This window comes from Streptomyces sp. NPDC040545, assembly GCF_055595065.1.
In genome coordinates, this window is record NZ_JBVIWA010000004.1 from 217,163 (window position 1) to 241,397 (window position 24,235).

The 24,235-nt window shown below is 71.0% G+C and carries 15 protein-coding genes; 9 read left to right on the forward strand and 6 right to left on the reverse strand.

Annotation, left to right across the window (positions count from 1 at the left end; genetic code table 11):
- Positions 1–383: 383 nt before the first annotated feature.
- Positions 384–2,453 carry a phosphocholine-specific phospholipase C gene (locus ACZ573_RS11495; protein WP_471302258.1) on the forward strand — a complete coding sequence of 690 codons (2,070 nt, stop codon included), beginning with the start codon at positions 384–386 and terminating at the stop codon, positions 2,451–2,453.
- A gap of 89 nt (positions 2,454–2,542) precedes the next feature.
- Positions 2,543–2,974, forward strand: coding sequence for a GNAT family N-acetyltransferase (locus ACZ573_RS11500; protein WP_471302261.1), 432 nt, complete (start codon positions 2,543–2,545; stop codon positions 2,972–2,974).
- 25 nt (positions 2,975–2,999) lie between these two features.
- On the opposite strand, the gene ACZ573_RS11505 is transcribed toward ACZ573_RS11500, so the two are convergent.
- The 4 genes from ACZ573_RS11505 to ACZ573_RS11520 form a co-directional block, all read right to left on the reverse strand.
- Positions 3,000–3,890 (reverse strand): phosphatase PAP2 family protein, encoded by an 891-nt coding sequence (locus ACZ573_RS11505; RefSeq protein WP_471302263.1) that lies wholly within the window; start codon positions 3,888–3,890, stop codon positions 3,000–3,002.
- Positions 3,891–3,982: 92 nt separating this feature from the next.
- Positions 3,983–4,993, reverse strand: coding sequence for a DUF389 domain-containing protein (locus ACZ573_RS11510; RefSeq protein WP_471302265.1), 1,011 nt, complete (start codon positions 4,991–4,993; stop codon positions 3,983–3,985).
- A gap of 64 nt (positions 4,994–5,057) precedes the next feature.
- A complete protein-coding gene (locus tag ACZ573_RS11515; protein ID WP_314251245.1) occupies positions 5,058–6,089 on the reverse strand; it encodes a LacI family DNA-binding transcriptional regulator in 1,032 nt (343 codons plus the stop codon).
- A gap of 26 nt (positions 6,090–6,115) precedes the next feature.
- Positions 6,116–7,891, reverse strand: a complete 1,776-nt coding sequence (locus ACZ573_RS11520; protein ID WP_471302267.1) for a glycoside hydrolase family 13 protein — start codon at positions 7,889–7,891, stop codon at positions 6,116–6,118.
- Positions 7,892–8,113: 222 nt separating this feature from the next.
- Here ACZ573_RS11520 and ACZ573_RS11525 point away from each other — a divergent pair, with 222 nt between their 5' ends.
- From ACZ573_RS11525 to ACZ573_RS11545, 5 genes are read left to right on the forward strand one after another with little or no spacing between them, the layout of a single operon-like run.
- On the forward strand, positions 8,114–9,388 hold the full coding sequence (locus ACZ573_RS11525) for an extracellular solute-binding protein (protein WP_471302269.1): 1,275 nt from the start codon (positions 8,114–8,116) through the stop codon (positions 9,386–9,388).
- Positions 9,389–9,395: 7 nt separating this feature from the next.
- Positions 9,396–10,457, forward strand: coding sequence for a carbohydrate ABC transporter permease (locus ACZ573_RS11530; protein WP_328963593.1), 1,062 nt, complete (start codon positions 9,396–9,398; stop codon positions 10,455–10,457).
- 2 nt (positions 10,458–10,459) lie between these two features.
- Positions 10,460–11,371 carry a sugar ABC transporter permease gene (locus ACZ573_RS11535; RefSeq protein WP_471302271.1) on the forward strand — a complete coding sequence of 304 codons (912 nt, stop codon included), beginning with the start codon at positions 10,460–10,462 and terminating at the stop codon, positions 11,369–11,371.
- A 51-nt stretch (positions 11,372–11,422) separates the two neighbouring features.
- Positions 11,423–13,072: a glycoside hydrolase family 13 protein gene (locus tag ACZ573_RS11540; protein ID WP_471302273.1), complete on the forward strand. Its 1,650-nt coding sequence runs from the start codon at positions 11,423–11,425 to the stop codon at positions 13,070–13,072.
- Positions 13,069–14,070: a LacI family DNA-binding transcriptional regulator gene (locus ACZ573_RS11545; protein WP_471302275.1), complete on the forward strand. Its 1,002-nt coding sequence runs from the start codon at positions 13,069–13,071 to the stop codon at positions 14,068–14,070. Before ACZ573_RS11540 ends, ACZ573_RS11545 begins: the two co-directional genes overlap by 4 nt.
- A gap of 1,320 nt (positions 14,071–15,390) precedes the next feature.
- Here the strand turns inward: ACZ573_RS11545 and ACZ573_RS11550 are convergent.
- Positions 15,391–16,206 carry a hypothetical protein gene (locus tag ACZ573_RS11550; protein ID WP_471302277.1) on the reverse strand — a complete coding sequence of 272 codons (816 nt, stop codon included), beginning with the start codon at positions 16,204–16,206 and terminating at the stop codon, positions 15,391–15,393.
- A gap of 280 nt (positions 16,207–16,486) precedes the next feature.
- Between ACZ573_RS11550 and ACZ573_RS11555 the strand changes: the two genes are divergently transcribed.
- Both ACZ573_RS11555 and pulA read left to right on the forward strand, forming a co-directional pair.
- Positions 16,487–18,214: a carbohydrate-binding module family 20 domain-containing protein gene (locus ACZ573_RS11555; RefSeq protein WP_471302279.1), complete on the forward strand. Its 1,728-nt coding sequence runs from the start codon at positions 16,487–16,489 to the stop codon at positions 18,212–18,214.
- A 94-nt stretch (positions 18,215–18,308) separates the two neighbouring features.
- On the forward strand, positions 18,309–23,660 hold the full coding sequence (gene pulA / locus ACZ573_RS11560; protein ID WP_471302281.1) for a pullulanase-type alpha-1,6-glucosidase: 5,352 nt from the start codon (positions 18,309–18,311) through the stop codon (positions 23,658–23,660).
- Here pulA and ACZ573_RS11565 read toward each other — a convergent pair.
- Positions 23,647–24,183 (reverse strand): GNAT family N-acetyltransferase, encoded by a 537-nt coding sequence (locus ACZ573_RS11565; RefSeq protein ID WP_229875165.1) that lies wholly within the window; start codon positions 24,181–24,183, stop codon positions 23,647–23,649. The genes pulA and ACZ573_RS11565 overlap by 14 nt on opposite strands.
- Positions 24,184–24,235 lie beyond the last annotated feature (52 nt).

Below are 24,235 nucleotides of genomic sequence, written 5' to 3' on the forward strand. Positions count from 1 at the left end.
GTGCTGCCGGCGGAGGTGGATCCGGCCTGGGCGGGGCATCCGGCCGTGCCGGTGCAGGCGGCCGTCCGCCGTCCCGGGGAGATCCACGCCGCGGCCTGGGAGGCGGCCTGCGCCCCCTTCTTCGATCCGGAGTTCGCCGCACACGGCGTACGGAGCAGGCGAGCGCGGTGGCACGCGAGCGCGCGTGCTGACATCCCGCCGAACTGCGCCGAACCGCGCCGAACTCCGCCGATCTCCGCCGGACATCGGCGAACTCCGGCAGAATCCGACTGCCGTTCGCCTTACGTACCCGCTGCCGTCACACCGGGCTCCCTCTCCGGTACTCCAGGGGCGCTGTTCTTGGGAGCGCTCAACCACCCTCGACAAAGCAGAGGTCTCTCGCCATGGCAGAACTCAACCGCCGCCGTTTCCTGCAGCTCACCGGCGGCGCCGCCGCCCTGAGCCTGCTCAACGAGAGCATCGCGCGCGCCGCCGCCATCCCCGCGCAGGGGACGACCGGAACCATCGCCGATGTCGAGCACATCGTGGTCCTGATGCAGGAGAACCGTTCCTTCGACCACTACTACGGTGCGCTGCGCGGCGTCCGGGGCTTCGGCGACCCGCGCCCGGTGACCCTGCCCAGCGGCAAGTCCGTCTGGCACCAGGCCGATAACGCGGGCAAGGAGACGCTGCCCTTCCGCCCGCCGTCCGACGACCTCGGCATGGAGTTCCTCCAGGGCCTCAACCACGACTGGGCGGGCGGCCAGAGCGCCTTCAACAAGGGCAAGTACGACAACTGGGTGCCCGCCAAAACGCCCGCCACCATGGCGTACCTCACGCGCGACGACATCCCGTTCCACTACGCCCTCGCCGACACCTTCACCCTCTGCGACGCCTACCACTGCTCCTTCATCGGCTCGACCGACCCCAACCGCTACTACCTCTGGTCGGGCCACACCGGCAACGACGGCACCGGCGGCGGCCCGGTCCTCAACAACGCCGAGGCCGGCTACGGCTGGACCACCTACCCCGAGCGCCTGGAGCAGGCCGGCATCTCCTGGAAGGTCTACCAGGACATCGGCAACGGCCTCGACGCCGCCGGATCCTGGGGCTGGATCGACGACGCCTACCGCGGCAACTACGGCGACAACTCCCTCCTCTACTTCAACAACTACCGCGGCGCCCAGCCCGGCAACCCGCTCTACGACAAGGCCCGCACCGGCACCGACGCCAGGACCGGCGAGGGCTACTTCGACCGGCTGCGCGCCGACGTCGCCGCCGGCACCCTGCCTCAGATCTCCTGGATCGCCGCCCCCGAGGCCTTCAGTGAGCACTCCAACTGGCCCTCCAACTACGGTGCGTGGTACATCGCACAGGTGCTGGACGCGCTGACCTCCAACCCCGACGTGTGGGCCCGTACCGCGCTGTTCATCACCTACGACGAGAACGACGGCTTCTTCGACCACGTCGTCCCGCCGTACGCCCCGGCCGATGCCAACCAGGGCCTGTCCACCACGCCGACCGCCCTCGACGTCTTCCCCGGCAAGACCGGCTACGTCGCCGGACCGTACGGGCTGGGACCGCGCGTCCCGATGCTCGTCGTCTCGCCGTGGAGCACCGGCGGCTACTCCTGCTCCGAGACCTTCGACCACACCTCCGTGATCCGCTTCATGGAGAAGCGCTTCGGCGTGCACGAGCCCAACATCTCGCCCTGGCGCCGCGCCGTCTGCGGCGACCTGACCTCGGCCTTCGACTTCGCCCGCCGGGACACGGCCACGGTGTCGCTGCCCGACACCGGTTCCTGGGAGCCGCAGGACCGCGAGCGCCACCCCGACTTCCGGGCCACCCCGCCGGCCGTCGGCAGCATGCCGCGCCAGGAGAAGGGCATGTGCCGCACCCGTCCGCTGAAGTACGCCCCGTACGTGGACGGCGCCGCCCTCACCGGCGAGGGCAAGTTCAAGCTGACCTTCAGCGGCGGCCCGGACCTGGGCGCGCAGTTCTACATCACCGCGGGCAACCGGACCGACGCCCCCTGGACGTACACCACCGAGGCCGGCAAGTCGATCTCGGACACCTGGAACACCCGCTACTCCGCCGGCGTCACCGACCTGACCGTCCACGGCCCCAACGGCTTCCTGCGCGGCTTCCGCAACCCGGGCACCACCCCCGGCCCCGAGGTCACCGCCCGCCACAACGCCACCACGGGCAACCTCGACCTCACCCTCACCAACGCCGGGGCCTCGACCGCGACGCTCACCGTCACCAACGCCTACGGCGGCGGCCCCAAGCGCCTCACGGTCGCCAAGGGCGCCACCGTCACGTACAGCGTCTCCCTGAAGAACACCCGACGCTGGTACGACGTGACCGTCACCGCGTCCGAGATCGCGGACTTCGGCCGCCGCTTCGCCGGCAAGGTCGAGACCGGCGCGGCCGGCCTCTCGGACCCGGCGATCCTGACGAACCAGTCCTCCTGACCCGATGGCCCCGCTGACCCCCTGACCGGACGAGTGCGCCCGCCCCCCCCGGACTTCTCCGGGGGAGCGGGCGCTGCTTGGATGTCGGGATGAGCGACGACCTTCCCGACGGATACGAGATCTCCACCGACCCCGCCCGACTGGACGTCGGGCTCGTCCACCGGTGGCTGTCCGAAGACGCGTACTGGGCGATCGGGCGCAGCCGGCAGAAGCAGGAGGACGCCATCGCGGGCTCCCTGAACTTCGGCCTCTACGACCAGGCCTCCGGGGCCCAGCTCGCGTACGCCCGCGTCGTCACCGACCGGGCCACCTTCGCCTGGCTCTGCGACGTCTACGTCGATCCGGGCGCCCGCGGCAAGGGCCTCGGCGGAGCCCTCGTCGACGCGGTGTGCGCGCACCTGGAGCCGTACGGGCTGCGCCGGGTGCTGCTCGCCACCGCCGACGCGCACGCCGTCTACGCCCGGGCCGGCTTCGAGCCCCTCACCACGCCCGGGAAGTGGATGGCCCTCGGGCAGCAGTAACCGGCATGACGGACAGCGAGACGCCCTAGCGGCGGGCGAGGACGCGGTTCAGCAGGTCCGACGCCGGGTGCGGACCCGTGTGCACGGGGTGGCGGGGCAGGTGGTGGGCGAAGGAGCCGTACCAGGACCGCGAGACCGTGTAGCCGAAGGCCAGGCAGAGCATGCCGCCCACGGCGTCGAGCCAGAAGTGGTTGGCCGTGGCCACGATGACGACGAGGGTCGCCGTCGGGTACAGCAGGCCCAGGATCCGGGCCCAGGGGGCCGAGGCGACCGCGAAGATCGTCAGGCCGCACCAGAGCGACCACCCTATGTGCATGGACGGCATCGCGGCGTACTGGTTCGACATCTGCTTGAGGTTGCCGGAGGCCATGGAGCCCCAGGTGTGGTGGACCAGCACGGTGTCGACGAAGCTCTGCCCGTTCATCAGCCGGGGCGGCGCGAGCGGGTAGCAGTAGTAGCCGACCAGGGCGACGCCCGTGGTGGCGAAGAGGACCAGACGCGTGGCGGCGTACCGCCCCGGATGGAAACGGTAGATCCAGACCAGCACGCCGATCGTCACGACGAAGTGGAGCGTGGCGTAGTAGTAGTTCATCCCCACGATCAGCCACGTCACGGAGTTCACCGCATGGTTGACCGACTGCTCGACGGCGATGCCGAGGGTCCGCTCGACGCTCCAGATCCAGTCGGCGTTGGCGAGGGCCGCCGCCTTCTGCTCGGGCACCGCGTTGCGGATCAGCGAGTACGTCCAGTAGCTGATCGCGATGAGCAGGACCTCGAACCAGATCCGGGGCCGGCGCGGGGCACGCAACCGGGAGAGCAGGGTGCGCTCGGACCCCGGGCGGGTCTCGGTCTCGACCACGGTGGGTGATGAGACGTCCGTCCGGGTTTCCAGTGTCTTCACGCTCGATTCACCCATGGGCAGAGTCTGCCAGATGCCTTCCCGCCTCCGATCATCCCTCGGTACGGTCTTCGGCGCAGCCGCTCAGACCTGGGTACTACGCCGCCGCGTCAGCCACCCACCTTCCCCGCGACGATCTGCTGCCCGCGGGTGGCGTCGACCACGATCGGGACGCCGTCGGGGAGCTGACCTTCGAGGTCGTCGAGCAGGTCGTCGATCGGCGGGAGGCCGCCGGGGCTGCGCACGTGGACGTAGAAGGTCCTGGACTGCGCGTCGACACCGGTGACCGCCGCGCCGGGGCTGGCCGAGAGCCAGCGCTCGGCGGCGGTCCAGGTCCGCGAGGTCCACGCGTTCAGCAGGACCGTGGTCACCGTGTTGGCGCCCAGCGGGAGCAGGACCGCCGCGAACAGCAGCCCGAGCATCACGTAGGCGCGGCGAGTGGCCCGGCCCCGGCCGGGGTGTCCGGCGGCCCGGGTGTACCCGAGGACGGCGAAGACCACCATGCCCGCGAAGACCATGGCGAGGAGGTTGGACACGAAGAGGACCAGCGCTCCCAGCGCGAGCCACCACGACGTCTGGCCGGCGCACACGCCCGTCACCACGAGCGGCGGCACCAGGGAGATCGCGATCGCGACCCCCGGCAGGACTGCGGCGACGTCCTTGCGGGACAGCGCCACGGCGCCGGCGAAGCCCGTGGCGAGAGCGGCGATCAGGTCCAGGAGCCCGGGGGAGGTCCGGCTGGAGATCTGACTGTCCGACAGCAAGTCGTAGGAGGGAGGCACCACGAGGGAGGCCACCGCGCCGATCACGAGCACCAGCAGACCGCCGAGCGCCACGAAGGCGAGGGCGGTGGAGCGGCGTCGCTGCACGGCCCCGAGGGCGATCCCCATGATCGGCGTGGAGAGGGGAGCGATGATCATCGCGCCGATGACGGTGGCGGTGGAGTCCGTCAGGATCCCGCACGCGGCGATCACCGAGGACAGCGTGAGCATGGTCCAGAAGGCCGACTGCTTCGCCCGGCTGTCGCCCGACGACAGATCGAGATCCTCCTGGAGGTCCTCCAGGGAACGTCGCTTGTGGTCGGGCAGGATCCTGTCACGAAGCCGGCCGGGCATGGGCATCTGCCCAGTATCGGGACCGGGACCGCCCCACCGCCGCAGGGACACGTGCCCCGGCGGCCTGGGCCTAGTCCCGGCGGCGCTGGCCCGGGCCCGAGGCCGTGGAGCCGCGCACCACCAGTTCGGGCAGGAAGACGAACTCGCTGTGCGGGGCCGGCGTGCCGCCGATCTCCTCCAGCAGGGTCCGGACCGCCGCCTGCCCCATCGCCTGCACGGGCTGGCGGATGGTTGTCAGCGGCGGGTCGGTGAACGCTATGAGCGGGGAGTCGTCGAAGCCGACCACTGACACGTCCTGCGGCACCTTCAGCCCCTGCTGCCGCGCCGCCCGGATCGCGCCGAGCGCCATCATGTCGCTCGCGCACACCACCGCCGTGCAGCCGCGCGAGATCAGCGCTGCCGCGGCGGCCTGGCCGCCCTCCAGCGAGTAGAGGGAGTGCTGGATCAGCTCCTCGATCTCCGCCTCGCCGAGTCCGAGCCGCTCCTTCATCCCGAGCCGGAAGCCCTCGATCTTGCGGAGGACCGGCACGAAGCGCTTCGGTCCGACCGCGAGCCCGATGCGGGTGTGCCCGAGCGCGGCGAGGTGGGTGACGGCGAGCTGCATCGCGGCCCGGTCGTCGGGGGAGACGAAGGGGGCCTGCACCTTCTCGGAGAAGCCGTTGATCAGGACGTACGGAACGCCCTGCCCGCGGAGTTGGTCGTAGCGGCCCATGTCGGCCGTGGTGTCGGCGTGCAGGCCGGAGACGAAGATGATCCCGGAGACCCCGCGGTCGACCAGCATCTCGGTCAGCTCGTCCTCGGTGGACCCGCCGGGCGTCTGCGTGGCCAGCACCGGCGTGTACCCCTGCCGGGTCAGGGCCTGGCCGATGACCTGGGCGAGCGCCGGGAAGATCGGGTTGTCCAGTTCGGGAGTTATCAGACCGACGAGCCCCGCACTGCGCTGGCGCAGCTTCACGGGCCGCTCGTAGCCGAGTACGTCGAGGGCGGCCAGCACGGATTCGCGGGTGCCTGCGGCCACACCGGGCTTGCCGTTGAGCACGCGGCTGACTGTGGCTTCGCTGACCCCCGCCTGGGCTGCGATGTCGGCTAGCCGTGCGGTCACGGGATTGGACTGTACCGGTCGGACGTTCACCATGACCACCACGTGCACGAATCCGGGGGAAGCCGGACGGTGCGGCCGTCCGTCTCCACCGGCGCGCTGGAGAGCACGGGACGTCCGGGCGCGGGAAGTTCCACCGGGCCGGGGCGGCTGTTGAGGGTGCAGGCGAAGCCGGGGCGGGTGAAGAGGAGCACGCCCTCGGGGGCGGACTGCCAGCGCATTCCGCAGGCGAACGGGCCGTACGGGGCTTCGGCCAGGCCGTCCGCCCCCGTCCCCGTCCCCGCCTCCGGCGCGCCCAGCCCCGGCATCGCCCGGCGCAGTTCCAGGGCGGCGCGGTAGAGCTCCAGCGTGGAGTGCGGGTCGCCGGTCTGCGCGGCGACGCTGAGGCCTCCCCAGCCGGCGGGCTGCGGGAGCCAGCTGCCGGCCGGCCCGAAGCCGTACGGGGGCTCCGCGCCGGACCAGGGCAGCGGCACCCGGCACCCGTCGCGCAGCCCGTCCTGTCCCTCAGGCTCCGCCGCGGTCGCGGAATCGGGGGCAGGGGACCCCGCCCCGTCGGCCTCCCCCTCCGGCGCCGCCGGGCCGTCCGTGTCCCACAGCTGACGGCGCCCGCGGCGGAAGGCCGGGTCCTGGCGGACCTGGTCCGGGAGGTCAGCCACCTCCGGGAGGCCGAGCTCCTCGCCCTGGTAGAGGTACGCCGACCCGGGCAGGGCCAGCATCAGCAGGGCGGCGGCCCGTGCCCGGGCCAGGCCGCGGGCCCCGCCGCCGTAGCGCGTCACATGGCGTACGACGTCGTGGTTGGACAGGACCCAGGTGGTCGGGGCGCCGACGGCCGTGGTGGCGGCCAGGGACTCGTCGATGACGGTGCGCATCGCGGCGGGGTCCCACGGGCAGTTCAGGAAGCGGAAGTTGAAGGCCTGGTGCAGTTCGTCGGGGCGCACGTACAGGGCGAGCCGCTCCGAGGTGGGCGCCCAGGCCTCGGCGACCCCGATGCGCCCGCCCGCGTAGGAGTCGAGGAGGCGGCGCCAGGAGCGGTGGATCTCGTGGACCCCGTCCTGGTCGAAGAAGGGGAGCGGCTCGGTGCCGATGAGGGTGGCCTGGGCGCCGCGGCCGATGTCCGGCAGGCCCGGGGCCTTGACCATGCCGTGGGCGACGTCGATGCGGAAGCCGTCGATGCCGAGGTCGAGCCAGAAGCGCAGCACGGAGGCGAATTCCTCGGCGACCTCGGGGTGGTCCCAGTCGAGGTCCGGCTGTTCAGGGGCGAAGAGGTGCAGGTACCAGTCGCCGTCCGGGACCCGGGTCCAGGCCGGGCCGCCGAAGATCGACTCCCAGTCGTTCGGGGGCTCGGCGCCGTGCCGCCCCCGTCCGGGGCGGAAGTGGTAGCGCTCGCGGGCCCCCGGATCCCCGGCGAGGGCGGCGCGGAACCACGGGTGCTGCTCGGAGGTGTGGTTCGGCACCACGTCCACGATGACCCGCAGCCCCAGCGCGTGCGCGGCCCGGACCAGCTCGTCGGCGTCGGAGAGGTCCCCGAAGAGGGGGTCGACGGCCCGGTAGTCGGCGACGTCGTAGCCGCCGTCCGCCTGCGGGGAGACGTAGAAGGGGGTGAGCCACACGGCGTCGACCCCGAGGCGGGCGAGGTGGGGGAGGCGGGAGCGGACCCCGCGGAGGTCGCCGATGCCGTCTCCGTCGCTGTCGGCGAAGGAGCGCACGTACACCTGATAGATGACGGCATCGCGCCACCAGGCACCGCTCGCGGTCGCGTTGCTGGAAGAGCTTGCAAGCTGGACGGCCGTCGAGTCGTGGGTCATATCGGGGTCAACGCGGGTACATGCCCCCTGGTTGCGGGCCCGGTCGGTCGAAGGTGACTCGAACTAACAGCAAGCTGCGGCAACCGTACGGACACACGGATGTAACGATCGCCTCCGCTTGCAGAAAGTTTGCGCAAGGTCTTTCGGTCCTCTTTCAGTCTTGTTACGTTCCTGGCAACTCGGGACCGCGAGGGCGCGGCCGGGATCATCGAAGGAGTTCATATGCGGCGTGGCATAGCGGCCACCGCGCTGGTCGCGACCCTGGCGCTCGCGGCAACGGCTTGCGGTGGGGACGACAAGGACGCGGCCGACGGCACCAAGGCGGGCGGCGAGCTTTCCGGCACGGTCACGTGGTGGGACACCTCGAACGACGCCGAGAAGGCCAGCTTCCAGAAGATCGCCGAGGGGTTCACGGCGAAGCACCCGAAGGTGACCGTCAAGTACGTCAACGTCCCGTACGGCGACGCGCAGAACAAGGTCAAGAACGCCTTCAGCAGCGGCTCCGACGCGCCTGACGTCATCCGCGCCGACGTCGGCTGGGTCGCGGACTTCGCCTCCCTGGGCTACCTCGACGAGGTCCCGGCCGAGACCGCGAAGAAGGTCGACGCCGAGTTCCTCCCGCAGGCCGCGGCCAGTGGCAAGTTCGAGGGCAAGACCTACGCCGTCCCGCAGGTCATCGACAGCCTCGGCCTCTTCTACAACAAGAAGATGCTCGCCGACGCCGGCGTCCAGCCCCCCAAGACGCTGGCAGAGCTGAAGACCGCCGCCGAGGCCATCAAGGCCAAGACCGGCAAGGCCGCCCTCTACCTGCGCGGCGACGACTCCTACTGGTTCCTCCCGCTGATCTACGGCGAGGGCGGCGACCTCGTCGACGCGAAGAACAAGACGGTCACCGTCGACAACGAGGCGGGCGTCAAGGCCTTCAAGACCGCCCGCGACCTGGTCAGCTCCGGCGCGGCGATCACCAACGCCACCGACGGCTACGCCAACATGCAGACGGCCTTCAAGACCGGCGAGGCCGCCATGATGATCAACGGCCCGTGGGCCGTCGCCGACACCTACGCCGGCGACCAGTTCAAGGACAAGGCCAACCTCGGCATCGCCGCCGTCCCGGCCGGCTCCGCCAAGGCCGGTGCCCCGCAGGGCGGCCACGACCTCGGCGTCTACGCCGGGTCCAAGAACACCGCCGCCGCGCACGCCTTCGTCGAGTACATGACCTCGCAGGAGGTCCAGGTGCAGTCGACCAAGGAGCTCAGCCTGCTCCCGACCCGGACCGCCGCCTACGAGCTGCCGGACGTCAAGGGCAACGAGATGGTCCAGTTCTTCAAGCCGGCCGTGGACAAGGCCGTCGAGCGCGCCTGGATCCCGGAGAACGGCTCCCTCTTCGAGCCGCTGAAGGTCGAATACACCAAGGCGATCACCGGGGCGTCGAGCCCGGAGGACGCGGCCAAGGCGGCCGGCATCGAGTTCCGCAAGATCCTCAAGGGCTGGAAGTAACGAAACCATGGCTGCTCACACCAGCCAGTCGGTGGCGAAGGCCGCGGGCGACGACGTCGAGAACGACGTCGCCGCCCGCGGCCGGAGCCGCAGGACTGACAGCGACAGCGGTAACCGCGGCGGTGCCCGCGGTGGAAAAGGCGCGTCCGGCCTCCGGCGCGCCGTCGGCACGCACTGGTACGCCTGGGCCATGGTCGCCCCGGTGGTGCTCGTCCTCGGCGTGATCATCGGCTGGCCGCTGGTCCGGGGCGTCTACCTGTCGCTGACCGACGCCACCGAGCGCAACGTCTCGCGCACCATCGGCGCCCGGCACATCGAGGCCACGTACGAGTTCGTCGGACTCGACAACTACGTGGCCGTGCTCAGCGACCCGGTGTTCCTGCAGCGGCTGGTGTGGACGGTGATGTGGACCGTCGCGTGCGTGTCCATCACCTTCACGCTCGGTCTGATCCTGGCCAACATGCTCAACCGGGACTTCCGGGGCCGCGCCGCCTACCGGATGGCGCTCATCCTGCCCTGGGCCGTCCCCGGCTTCGTCTCCGTCTTCGCCTGGCGGTTCCTCTTCAACCGCGACAACGGCATCCTCAACAAGATCCTCGACGGTGGCGGCATCGCCGCGATCCCGTGGCTCGACGACCCGACCTGGGCCAAGTTCTCGGTCGTCGCCGTCAACGTCTGGCTCGGCGTCCCCTTCATGATGGTCGCCCTGCTCGGCGGCCTGCAGTCGATCCCCGGCGAGCTCTACGAGGCCGCCGAGATGGACGGCGCCAGCGCCTGGCAGCGCTTCCGGCACATCACCCTGCCCGGACTGCGCGCGGTGAGCATGACGGTGATCCTGCTCTCCACCATCTGGACCTTCAACATGTTCCCGGTGATCTTCCTGCTCACCCGCGGCGGACCCGGCGACTCCACCGAGATCCTGGTGACCCAGGCCTTCCGCGAGGCGTTCGTGTCGAGCCCGCGCGACTTCGCCGGCTCGGCCACGTGGGGCGTCCTGATCCTCGCCCTGCTCATGATCTTCGCGCTGGTCTACCGGCGCTCGCTGCGCAAGCAGGGAGAGGTGTGGTGACCATGTCCACCGCGACCACCGCTCGTACGGCCACCACCAGCGAGGCGACCGCCGGCAAGGGGACCGCCGGCCAGGCGACCGCCCGTGCCCGGGGCAGCCGTTCCCCGCTCGCCTCCGTCGGCCTGCACGCCACCCTCGTCGTGGCGTCCGTGATCGCCGTCTTCCCGGTGCTGTGGATCGTGCTGACCTCGCTCAAGCCGGCCAAGCACGCGGTCACCACCGACTTCGTCAAGGAACCGACCCTCAGCAACTACACGAACCTGCTGGAGCAGAGCCACTTCCTCAGCTGGTTCGCCAACTCCGTCCTGGTCGCCGGCGTCACCACCGTCCTCGGTGTCTTCATCGCCGCCACCACCGGATACGCGGTCAGCCGCTTCAAGTTCCCCGGCATGAAGCCGCTCATGTGGACCCTGCTCATCACGCAGATGTTCCCGATGGCGATCCTCATCGTCCCGCTCTACAACCTCATGGGCGACCTCGGCCTGCTCAACCAGCCGCTCGGCCTGATCATCACCTACCTCACCATCGCCGTGCCGTTCTGCGCCTGGATGATGAAGGGCTTCTTCGACACCATCCCGGTGGAGATCGACGAATCCGGCCGCGTCGACGGACTCAACCCCTTCGGCACCTTCTGGCGCCTCATCCTGCCGCTCGCCAAGCCCGGCCTCGCCGTCACCGGCTTCTACGCCTTCATCACCGCCTGGGGCGAGGTCGCGTACGCCTCCGCCTTCATGGTCGGCGAGGAGAACCTCACCCTGGCCGGCGGACTGCAGACCTTCGTCACGCAGTACACCTCCAACTGGGGAGCCATGAGCGCCGCCTCGGTGCTCATCGCCATCCCCGCGGCGATCTTCTTCGTCTTCGCCCAGCGTCACCTCGTCGCCGGGATGACGGCAGGCGCCACCAAGGGCTGACCACCCGAGCCTGCCCCCTCTCACCCCCGGCCCGATCTCTCCAAGGACACCATGACCCAGCACCTCGCCGACGCGCTCCCCACCTCCACCGGCACGCAGCCCGGCTGGTGGAGAGAAGCGGTGATCTACCAGGTCTATCCGCGCAGCTTCGCCGACTCCAACGGGGACGGCATGGGGGACCTCGAAGGCATCCGCAGCCGCCTGCCCTACCTGAAGGAGCTGGGCGTCGACGCCGTCTGGCTCAGCCCCTTCTACGCCTCCCCGCAGGCCGACGCCGGCTACGACGTCGCCGACTACCGGGCCATCGACCCCATGTTCGGCACCCTGCACGACGCCGACGCCGTGATCCGCGAAGCCCACGAACTGGGCCTGCGCATCATCGTGGACCTCGTCCCGAACCACTGCTCCGACCAGCACGAATGGTTCAAGCAGGCCCTGCGCGAAGGCCCCGGCACCCCGCTGCGCGAGCGCTTCCACTTCCGCCCCGGACAGGGCGCCGACGGCTCGGAGCCCCCGAACGACTGGGAGTCGATCTTCGGCGGCCCCGCCTGGACCCGCGTCGCGGACGGCGAGTGGTACCTGCACCTCTTCGCCCCCGAGCAGCCCGACTTCAACTGGGAACACCCCGCCGTACAGGACGAGTTCCGTTCGATCCTGCGCTTCTGGCTCGACCTCGGCGCCGACGGCTTCCGCGTCGACGTCGCCCACGGCCTGGTCAAGGCACCCGGCCTGCCCGACCTCGGCGCCAAGGACCAGCTCAAGCTGCTCGGCAACGACGTCATGCCCTTCTTCGACCAGGACGGCGTCCACGAGATATACCGCTCCTGGCGCCGGATCCTCGACGAGTACGAGGGCGACCGCGTCCTGGTCGCCGAGGCATGGACCCCGACCGTCGAGCGCACGGCCCTCTACGTCCGCCCCGACGAGATGCAGCAGGCGTTCAACTTCCAGTACCTGACCAGTGACTGGGAGGCGACGGCGCTCCGTGAGGTCATCGACGGCTCGCTGGCCGCCATGCGCACCGTCGGCGCCCCCACCACCTGGGTGCTGTCCAACCACGACGTCACCCGGCACGCCACCCGCTTCGCCAACCCCGCCGGCCTCGGCACCCAGCTGCGCGAGCCCGGCGACCGCGAGCTGGGTCTGCGGCGGGCCCGCGCGGCGATCCTGCTGATGCTGGCACTGCCCGGTTCGGCGTACGTCTACCAGGGCGAGGAGCTCGGCCTGCCCGACGTCACCGACCTGCCGGACGAGGTCCGCCAGGACCCGTCGTTCTCCCGCGCAGCGGGCCAGGACGGCTTCCGCGACGGCTGCCGGGTCCCCATTCCCTGGTCGGGGACCGAGGCCCCGTACGGCTTCGGCACCGGCGGCAGCTGGCTCCCGCAGCCGGACTCCTGGGCGGATCTGAGCGTGGAGGCGCAGACCGGCGACCCGTCCTCCACCCTGGAGCTGTACCGGGCCGCCCTGCGGCTGCGCCGCGAGCACCCGGACCTGGGCGAGGGCGAGTCGGTGGACTGGCAGGAGGCTCCCGAGGGCGTCCTGGTCTTCCGCCGGGGGGACTTCCTGTGCACCGCGAACACCACCGGCACGGCGGTACGGTTCCCCGTCGAAGGCGAGGCCCTGCTGTCCAGCGGCGCGACGGTCGAGGACGGCGTCCTGCCGGCCGACACCACGGTGTGGTGGCAGGTGACGTCGGGGTGACCTCCCCCCTCCGGCTGACGGACATCGCAGCGCAGGCCGCGGTCAGCGAGGCGACCGTCAGCCGCGTGCTCAACGGCAAACCGGGCGTGGCGGCCGGCACCCGGCACAAGGTGCTGGCCGCGCTCGACCTGTTGGGCTACGAGCGCCCCGTCCGGCTCAAACGGCGCAGCAACGGGCTGGTCGGGCTGCTCATCCCCGAGCTCACCAACCCGATCTTTCCGGCGTTCGCGCAGGTCATAGAGCAGGCGCTGGCCGGGCACGGGTACACGCCCGTGCTGTGCACGCAGACCCCGGGCGGGGCCACCGAGGACGAACTGGTGGAACAGCTGGAGGAGCGCGGGGTCACCGGGATCGTCTTCCTGTCGGGCCTGCACGCCGACGCCCACGCCGACCCCGCGCGCTACCAGAGACTGGCGGCGCGCGGGCTGCCGTTCGTCCTGATCAACGGCTTCAACGAGCAGGTGAACGCCCCGTTCATCTCCCCGGACGACCGGGCGGCGGCGGACATGGCCGTACGGCACCTGCAGGACCTGGGGCACCGCAGGATCGGGCTCGCGATCGGGCCGACGCGCTACGTGCCGTCGGCCCGCAAGGAGCAGGGATTCCTCGCGGCGCTGCCGACGGCGGAGGCGGACGGGCTGATCCAGCGCACGCTCTTCACGGTGGAGGGCGGACACGCGGCGGGCATGGCCCTGTTGGACCGCGGCTGCACGGGCATCGTGTGCGGCAGCGACCCGATGGCGCTCGGCGTCATCCGGGCGGCGCGCGAGCGCGGGCTGCGGGTGCCGCAGGACGTGTCGGTGGTCGGCTTCGACGACTCACCGCTGATCGCCTTCACGGACCCGCCGCTGACGACGGTCCGCCAGCCGGTACGCGCGATGGCGACGGCGGCGGTGGGCGCCCTCCTGGAGGCGGTGTCGGGCACCCCGGTCCAGCGCACGGAGTACGTCTTCCAGCCGGAACTGGTGGTGCGCGGCTCGACGGCCGAGGTGCCGTAGCCCTCTGGGCGGGGCGGGGGCTTCGGGGGCTTCGGGGGCGGGAGTTGGTGGGGCGGGGTGGGGTGAGGGGCGGCGGGGGCTTCGGTAGGCGGGAGCTGCCCGGGCGGTATCAGAGTGGCGTATGGGGGTTTCCCGTCAGTCCCATCGTCCCTCCGTGTCGGGCCGGTCCCTCAAGGGCGCTCCTTCGTCGCGTCGCTTCGCGATGTCGCTGCGCTCCACCCTTGACCGACCGACCCGCCCCGGAGAAACGAAAGACTGCCGGGAAGCCCCCAAAGGAACGGGCCGGCCGACACTTTCAGGGACGGGGCGGCCAGAGATGCCCCGGGAGATCTCGGCCGACACGACCGAGAGGCGGGGCCCATGACAGCCACCTGCCGTGTCGGGGGAAGCGCGTCCAATCGCTACGCGCTCCTCATCTCCCAGCGTCTCCACACCGTCCTGGGCTGGACATAGGCCGCCCACGACCTCAGCTGTTTCCCACCCACGGCGTCCGGCGACCGTCTATGGCTGTTCATAAGCCGCCCAAGGGATCGGTGCGGCGCTCGACATGCGTCCGGCGGTCGGCCATCGGCCGCCCTCGACCCTTGGACGCTCTCACGGGAGGCGTCCGACGGCTGACCGGGGTGGAAAGGCATGGGACTGCGGCTATTTCGTCGTGGATGCGGGTCAGCGCTGGTGGGCGGCCCACGAGGTCGACAGATTGCCCCAATTGCCCCTGTTTGAGCACGAGCCTGTGGAGTGATGCTTGCGCTGACCCGGCTCCACGACGGGATAGCCGAGCTTTCAGCCTTCCGCCCCTCCCGGCGGCTCTCATCAGCGAGTGACGGGCGCCCGTCGCGGTCATGGAGAAGCCCGTAGCGGTCCGAGGCGGCCTACGGCCGGCCACAGGCGGTCGTCGGTCGCATATCGAGCGTGGGACCAGGGTCGTGGGCGGCCTATGTCCAGCCAGGGGCGGTCGTCGGACGCTGAGAGATGAGGGGCGCGTAGCGATTGGACGCGCTTCCACCGACACGGGCCCTGGTCTGTGATGGGCCCCGTCTCTCGGCCGTGCTCACCGGGACGCCCCGCGCATCACTGATCGCCCCGTCCTGATCCTTGAGTGCCCGGCCCATTCCCTTGGGGGTTTCCCGGCAGTCTTTCGTTTCTCCGGGGCGGGTCGGTCGGTCAAGGGTGGCCGAAGGCCATCGCGTAGCGACGCGACGAAGGAGCGCCCTTGAGGGACCGGCCCGACACGGAGGGACGATGGGACTGACGGGAAACCCCCATACGCATCCCTGATGCCGATCGACGGGCTCCCGACTACCGAAGCCCCCGCCCCCCCTACCCCCGCGTGAGGGTCCACCTCGCGCCGTCCGGGCCCCTGAGGTCGAGGATCGGGGCGGCCACTGTGCCGCCCGCTACGTAGAGCATGACGCTGTTGGTGCCGGGGAGGCACGCGGTGGTCGCCGTGTCCCGGTGCAGCCGGGCCTTGACCGAGGTCGTCAACGGCGGGTTGTCCAGAGTCCAGGAACCCTCCTCCGAGCACCCTTCCCGCTGCAGGGTGTACTGCCCGTCTCCAAGCCGGCTGTCGGTGAGGGTGAGGGTGAGGTCGTTCCGGTCGGCGGTCCAGGTCCCGGAGAGGTGCACGTCCTCCATCCCTCCGCCCATGGACATCGAGGCGACCAGTGCGACGGCGGCAAGGGCTGTCGCGGCCTTCCCGATGTCACCGCCGGGTGCGGGACCTGTCTCGGCGTCACCTTCCGGCGCGTGCCGGGACGCACTCCGGAGACTCGCAACGGCGCCTGCGGGAATCGCGAGCAGTGCTAGGGCGCACCCGGTGAACCAGGCCCCCATCCCCGACTCCATCAGCATCACCAAGACCGCCAGCGGCGCAATCACCGAAGCGGCCGCCCACCAGGCCGGACCGGATCGCTGGTGCGTCAGTGCGAGCACGAGGGCGATGAACGACCCGAACCCGGCGATGAGCAGTACGCACATCGCGAGCAGGCCGTCGGAGTGGTCGGGTCGCAAAGTGGTGGGGTCGGCGAGGGCGAATCCCACCGTCAGTCCCACCGCCTCGATGCCGAACGCCAACCACAGCGCGACGCCCTGTCGGCCCTGTCGGCCCTGTCGGTCCCGTCTGTCCTGTGTTGCCACGCCCATCCGTCCCCCCTGGTTTGAACGAGTTCAATTGCTGAGGGTGCAGGCTACCCCACCGGCGGGCTCGTGCGGACGGCCGTGGCAGGGGCGCGCGAAGCGCCCTCCGTGAACGCCGGTCGGCCGCCCTGCGGGTCGGGCGTCTCGCCCGGCCGCCCCCAAGTCCCGCCAGGACACACGGAAGAAACAATTCTGCAATTTCTTGCGCAAGCTATTGCAGGGCTGTTGGCGGGCCCATACGGTCGCGTGCAATCCCCACCTCTCCGCCAGGAGGCCCCACATGCCCCGCACTGCAAGGAACGGCAGAACCCTGCAGACAGCCCGCGCCGTCGCCGCGGGTGCACTTGCCGCCGCCACCCTCACGGGCCTCGGGCCGCAGGCCGTCGCCGCGCCGCCCGGTGAGAAGGACGTCACCGCCGTCCTGTTCGAGTGGCGCTTCGACTCCGTCGCCAAGGCCTGCACCGATTCCCTCGGGCCCGCCGGGTACGGGTACGTGCAGGTGTCGCCGCCGCAGGAGCACGTGCAGGGCGGGCAGTGGTGGACCTCGTACCAGCCCGTCAGTTACAAGATCGCCGGGCGGCTCGGGGACCGGGCCGCCTTCAAGGCCATGGTCGACACCTGTCACGCCGCGGGCGTCAAGGTCGTCGCCGACTCCGTCATCAATCACATGGCCGGACCGGCCGACGCCGGCGCCACCTTCACCGGGACGGGCGGATCTTCGTACACGAAGTACGGCTATCCGGGGCTCTACTCGGGTGCCGACATGGACGACTGCCGGGCCTCGATCTCCAACTATCAGGACCGGGGCAACGTCCAGAACTGCGAGCTCGTGCAGCTCGCCGACCTGGACACCGGTGAGGACCACGTGCGCGGGCGCATCGCCGGGTACCTGAACGACCTGCTGTCGCTGGGCGTGGACGGCCTCCGGATCGACGCCGCCAAGCACATGCCCGCGGCCGACCTCGCCAACATCAAGTCCCGCCTCACCAACCCCGGCGTGTACTGGAAGCAGGAGGCGATATACGGGGCCGGGGAGGCCGTCTCGCCGAGCGAGTACCTGGGGAACGGGGACGTGCAGGAGTTCCGGTACGCCCGGGACCTCAAGCGCGTCTTCCAGAACGAGAACCTCGCCTACCTGAAGAACTTCGGCGAGGCCTGGGGGTACATGCCCGGCGGGCAGGCCGGCGTCTTCGTCGACAACCACGACACCGAGCGCGGCGGCGACACCCTCAACTACAAGGACGGGTCCACCTACACGCTGGCCAGTGTCTTCGCGCTGGCCTGGCCGTACGGCTCGCCCGACGTGCACTCCGGCTACGAGTGGACCGACAAGGACGCCGGTCCGCCCAACGGGGGTGCGGTGAGCGCCTGTTACGCCGACGGCTGGAAGTGCCAGCACGCCTGGCGGGAGATCTCCTCCATGGTCGGCTTCCGCAACGCCGCCCGCGGTCAGTCCGTCGGCAACTGGTGGGACAACGGCGGTGACCAGATCGCCTTCGGGCGCGGCGCCAAGGCGTACGTGGTGATCAACCACGAGGGTTCCGCCCTGACCCGGACCTTCCAGACCTCGCTGCCGGGCGGCGACTACTGCGACGTGCAGAGCGGGCGGACGGTCGCCGTCGGCTCGGGCGGGCAGTTCACCGCCACCGTCGCCGCCGGGACGGCCCTCGCCCTGCACGCCGGGGCCCGTACCTGCTCCGGTACCCCGGCGGGCTCCGCCGGGGTCTCCTTCGGCGTCAACGCCACCACCGTTCCCGGGCAGAACATCTACGTCACCGGTGACCGCGCCGAGCTCGGCAGCTGGAACACCGGCGGCGCGCTGAAGCTCGACCCGGCCGCGTACCCGGTCTGGAAGCTCGACGTGGCGCTCCCGGCCGGGACCACGTTCTCGTACAAGTACCTCCGCAAGGACGCCGCCGGGAACGTCACCTGGGAGAGCGGAGCCAACCGCACCGCCACCGTCCCCGCGAGCGGCAAGGTCACGCCGGCCGACACCTGGCGCAGCTGAGCCGCCGCTCCACAGACCAGGGCCGCCCGGCACCTTCCTCCCTGCCAGGCCGGGCGGTCCTCATCCATGCGACACGTACACAAGGAGACCCGCCTTGATACGCCCTGCCGCAGGAGTGCTCGCCGCCGCCCTGGCCGTGACGTTCCTGCCCGCCCTCCCCGCCGCGGCCGCGACGAGCGGGCCGCCGCCCGCGCCGCCCTCGGACGCGAAACTGGCCGCCGAGCCGGCCCGCCACGACCTGACCCGGGAGCAGTTCTACTTCGTGCTCCCGGACCGGTTCGCGAACGGCGACCCGGGCAACGACCGGGGCGGTCTGACCGGTTCGCGCCTGGAGACCGGCCTGGACCCGACCGACAAGGGCTTCTACCAGGGCGGTGACCTCAAGGGGCTCACCGACCGGCTCGACTACATCAAGGGGCTCGGCACCACGGCCATCTGGCTGGCGCCGATCTTCAAGAACCAGCCGGTGCAGGGCAAGGGGGCCGATGTCTCGGCCGGCTACCACGGCTACTGGATCACCGACTTCACGCAGGTAGACCCGCACTTCGGGACCAACGCCGACCTGGAGCGGCTGATCGACAAGGCGCACGGGAAGGGGATGAAGGTCTTCTTCGACGTCATCACCAACCACACCGCCGATGTCGTGGACTACCGGGAGGCGTCGTACTCGTACCTGTCGAAGGGGGCGTTCCCCTATCTGACCAAGGACGGGGTGCCGTTCGAGGACAAGGACTACGCGGACGGGAAGGCGAAGTTCCCGAAGGTGGACGGCACGTCCTTCCCGAGGACGCCCTTCGTGCCGGACGCGAAGAAGAACCTCAAGGTGCCGGGCTGGCTCAACGACCCGACGATGTACCACAACCGCGGGGACTCCACCTTCGCGGGCGAGTCCTCCGACCAGGGCGACTTCGTCGGTCTCGACGACCTGTGGACCGAGCGTCCCGAGGTCGTCAGCGGGATGGAGAAGATCTACGAGAAGTGGGTGCGGGACTTCCGGATCGACGGCTTCCGGATCGACACGGTCAAGCACGTCAACACCGAGTTCTGGACGCAGTGGGCGACCGCCCTCGACACCTATGCCGCCAAGCGCGGCCGTGACGACTTCTTCATGTTCGGCGAGGTCTACTCCGCCGACACCGCCGTCACCTCCCCGTACGTGACCCGCGGGAAGCTGGACGCCACCCTCGACTTCCCGCTCCAGGACGCGATCCGCGCGTACGCCTCCCAGGGCGCGGCGGCCGGCCGGCTGGCCTCCGTCCTCGGCGACGACTACCGGTACACCTCCGGCCGGGCCAACGCCTACGAGCAGGTGACCTTCCTCGGCAACCACGACATGGGCCGGTTCGCCACCTTCCTGAAGCAGGACCGGCCGGGCGCCGGGGAGCAGGAGCTGCTGGACCGCTACCGGCTGGCCAACGAGCTGATGTTCTTCTCCCGGGGCAACCCGGTGATCTACTCCGGTGACGAGCAGGGCTTCACGGGCGCCGGCGGCGACAAGGACGCCCGGCAGCCGCTGTTCGCCACGCAGGTCGCCGACTACCTGGACGACGACCAGCTCGCAACGGCGCGCACACACGCGAGCGATGCTTACGATCCGGGACACCCGCTCTACCAGCAGATCAGTGCTCTCTCGAAGCTGACGAAGGCGCACCCGGCCCTCCGCGACGGCGTCCAGAGTGAACGTTTCGCCGACGGCTCCGTCTACGCCTTCGCCCGCACCGACACCAAGACCCGCACCGAGTACCTGGTCGCCGCCAACAACGGCGCCGCGTCCCGCACCGTCGAGATCGACGCCCCGGCCGGCGCCCAGTACCGCACCCTGTACGGCGGCACCGCGCTGATCCGCGCCTCGGCGGCCGGCAAGCTCACCGTCCCCGTCCCCGCCCTCGGTTCCGTGGTCCTCCAGGCCGTCGCGCCCGCCGCCAAGCCCACCGTCAAGCCCGCCCTGACCCTGAAGGCCCCGGCCCCCGGCGCCACCGGCACCGTCGAGCTGTCCGCCGACGTCAGCGGCGGCGGACAGAACCGCGTCGTCTTCGCCGCCCAGACCGGCAACGAGAAGTGGCAGGTCCTCGGTACCGCCGACCACGCCCCCTACAAGGTCACCCAGCCCCTCGACGCCAAGACCCCGGCCGGCACCGCCCTGCGCTACAAGGCCGTCGTCGTCGACTCCGCCGGCCGCACCGCGAGCGCCCTCGCCGCCTCCGCCGCCGGCCAGGCCCCGCCCACCGAGATCCCCACCGCCACCCAGCGGGACCACGCGGTCGTCCACTACAACCGCCCCGACGGCGACTACACCGACTGGCGCCTGTACGCCTGGGGCGACCTCGCCGACGGCGAAGCCACCCCCTGGCCCGCCGGCCACGACTTCACCGGCCGCGACGCCTACGGCGCCTTCGCGTACGTCAGGCTGGGGCCCGGCGCCTCTTCCGTCGGCTACCTCGTCATCGACAAGGACGGCAACAAGGACGTCGCCGCCGACCGCACCGTCGACGTGACGAAGACCGGTGAGATCTGGCTGGAGCAGGGCAAGGAGGCGGCCCGCACCGACCGCCCCGCCTACCCGCCGCAGGACCAGAACAAGGCCGTCCTGCACTACCAGCGCCCCGACCGCGCCTACGACGGCTGGGGCCTGCACGTCTGGACCGGAGCCGCCAACCCCACCGACTGGTCCAAGCCCGTGCTCCCCACCCGTACCGACTCCTACGGCGCGGTCTACGAGGTCCCGCTCGCGCCCGGCGCCACCAGCCTCAGCTACATCCTCCACAAGGGCGACGAGAAGGACCTCCCCACCGACCGGTCCCTGGACCTGAAGGCCACCGGCCACGAGGTGTGGATGCTGGGCGGCCAGGAGCAGTACCTGCTCCCGCAGCCCGCCGGTTCCGCCGCCGCCCTGGACCTCACCAAGTCCCAGGCCGTCTGGATCGACCGCGACACCCTCGCCTGGAACGCCCCCGCCGCAGCCGCCTCCGTGCAGCTCCTCGCCTCGCGCGACGGCGCCGTCAAGGCCGAGAACGGCACCCTGACCGGCCGCGCCCAGTGGCTGAGGCTCGACAAGGCCGAGCTCACCGCCGTCCAGAAGCAGAAGTTCCCGCACCTGGCCGCATACGGCGCCTACACCGTCGACCCGCGCGACCGCGACCGGGTCCGCGAGGCCCTGCGCGGCCAGCTCGTCGCGAGCGCCCGCGCCGCGAACGGCGCGGTCCTGGCCGCCACCGGCGTACAGCTCGCCGGAGTCCTCGACGACCTGTACGCCACCACCGCCTCGCTCGGCCCCGTCTTCAAGGACGGCCGACCCACCCTCTCCGTCTGGGCCCCCACCGCCCAGCAGGTCTCCCTCGAACTCGACGGCCGCACGGTCGCCATGCGCCGCGACGACGCCACCGGCGTCTGGTCGGTGCGCGGCGAACGCTCCTGGACCGGCAAGCCCTACCGCTACGACGTGACCGTCTGGGCCCCGAGCACCCGACAGGTGGTCCGCAACCTCGTCACCGACCCCTACTCCACCGCCCTCACCGCGGATTCCGTCCACAGCCTGGTCGTGGACCTGGCCGACCCGAAGCTCGCCCCGCCCGGCTGGAAGACCCTGCGCAAGCCCGCCCCCGTCCCCTTCACCTCCGCGCAGATCCAGGAGCTGCACATCCGCGACTTCTCCGTCGCGGACCGCACCACCACCCACCCCGGCCAGTACCTGGCCTTCACCGACACCGGCTCGGCGGGCATGCGGCACCTGCGCGACCTGGCCGCCGCCGGGACCTCCTACGTCCACCTCCTGCCGGCCTTCGACATCGGCACCGTCCCGGAGAAGGCCGCCGACCGCACCGAGCCCGCCTGCGACCTCAAGGTGTACGCGCCGGACTCGCAGGAACAGCAGGCCTGCGTGGCCGCCGCGGCCGCGAAGGACGCGTACAACTGGGGCTACGACCCGCTGCACTACACCGTCCCCGAGGGCAGCTACGCGAGCGACCCGAACGGCACCGCCCGCACCGTCGAGTTCCGCAGGATGGTCCAGTCCCTGAACGGGGCCGGGCTGCGCACGGTGATGGACGTCGTCTACAACCACACCGTTGCCGCGGGCCAGTCGGACAAGTCGGTCCTCGACCGCATCGTCCCCGGCTACTACCAGCGCCTGCTGGCGGACGGCTCCGTCGCCACCTCCACCTGCTGCGCCAACACCGCCCCCGAGAACGCCATGATGGGGCGCCTGGTCGTCGACTCGATCGTCACCTGGGCGAAGGAGTACAAGGTCGACGGCTTCCGCTTCGACCTGATGGGCCACCACCCGAAGGCCAACATCCTGGCCGTCCGCACGGCCCTCGACGCCCTGACCGTCGCCAAGGACGGGGTCGACGGCAAGAAGATCGTCCTCTACGGGGAGGGCTGGAACTTCGGCGAGGTCGCCGACGACGCCCGCTTCGTGCAGGCCACGCAGAAGAACATGGCCGGGACCGGCATCGCCACCTTCTCCGACCGGGCCCGTGACGCCGTCCGCGGCGGCGGCCCCTTCGACGAGGACCCGCGCGTCCAGGGCTTCGCGTCCGGGCTGTTCACCGCCCCGAACGCCTCGCCCGCGAACGGCACCGCCGAGCAGCAGAGGGCCCGCCTCCTGCACGCCCAGGACCTGATCAAGGTCGGGCTCTCCGGCAACCTCGCCTCGTACGCCTTCACCGACGCCACCGGCCGCCGGATCAAGGGCTCCGAGCTGGACTACAACGGCGCCCCGGCCGGCTACGCGGCCGCCCCCGGCGACGCCCTCGCCTACGCCGACGCCCACGACAACGAATCCCTCGCCGACGCCCTGACCTACAAGCTCCCGCCGGCCACGAGCAACGCGGACAAGGCCCGCATGCAGGTCCTGGCCATGGCCACGGCCACCCTCTCGCAGGGCCCGGCCCTCTCCCAGGCGGGCACCGACCTGCTCCGCTCCAAGTCCCTTGACCGCAACTCCTACGACAGCGGCGACTGGTTCAACGCCATCCACTGGGACTGCCGGGACGGCAACGGCTTCGGCCGCGGTCTGCCCCCGGCCGCCGACAACGCCTCGAAGTGGCCCTACGCGAAGCCGCTGCTGACGGGACCGGCGCCCGCCTGCACCGACATGGGCGCCACCTCGGCGGCCTACCGCGACCTGCTGAAGATCCGCACCACCGAGCCGGACTTCGCCCTCACCACCACCGAGGCGGTCCAGTCCCGGCTGGCCTTCCCGCTCTCGGGCAAGGACGAGACCCCGGGCGTGATCACCATGACCCTGGGCGACCTGGTGGTCGTCTTCAACGCGGTCCCCACCGCCCAGGCCCAGCGCGTCCCCGCCCTCGCCGGCACCGCCTACCGGCTGCACCCGGTCCAGGCCGCGGGCTCCGACGCCACCGTCAAGCAGTCCGCGTACGACGCGAAGACAGGAGAGTTCACCGTCCCCGCCCGCACCGTCTCGGTCTTCACACGGCGCTGAGCCGGTCCAGCCGCTTCTCCAGCAGGATCACCCCGTAGGTCCTGCCGTCCTTCCCCTCCTTGTTGGGGAGCTCCCCGACCACCCGGTAGCCCGCACCCCGGTAGTACGCGAGCAGCCGGGGGTTGGTGGAGACGCAGTCCAGCCGCGCCCGTTCCCGGCCGGTCCGGGCGGTCCGGCGCTCGGCGTGTTCGAGCAGCCGCCGCCCGGCCCCCGCGGGGGCCACCTCGCGCGCCACCATCAGCCGGTGCACGTAGCCGGCCACGGGCGGCTGGACCCCCCAGGCGTCCTCGTCGGACCACCACAACTCGTAGGCCCCGCACACCCGCCCGTCGGCATCGCCGGCGAGCCAGACCTCTCCCTCGCGCATCCTCGACCGGAAGTGCGCGGCGTCCTTGTCGCCGGGCTTCCACTGATCGATCCCGTGCTTGCGCATCCACCGGGCAGCCTGGTCGTACAGCTGCACCAGCGTGCCGGCGTCCTTCTCCTCGGCAGGCCGGAACAGGATCTCGTCGTCAATGATCACGCGGGCATTATCGATGATCATGGGCGGCCGCCACACCCCGGATCCGGTGCGG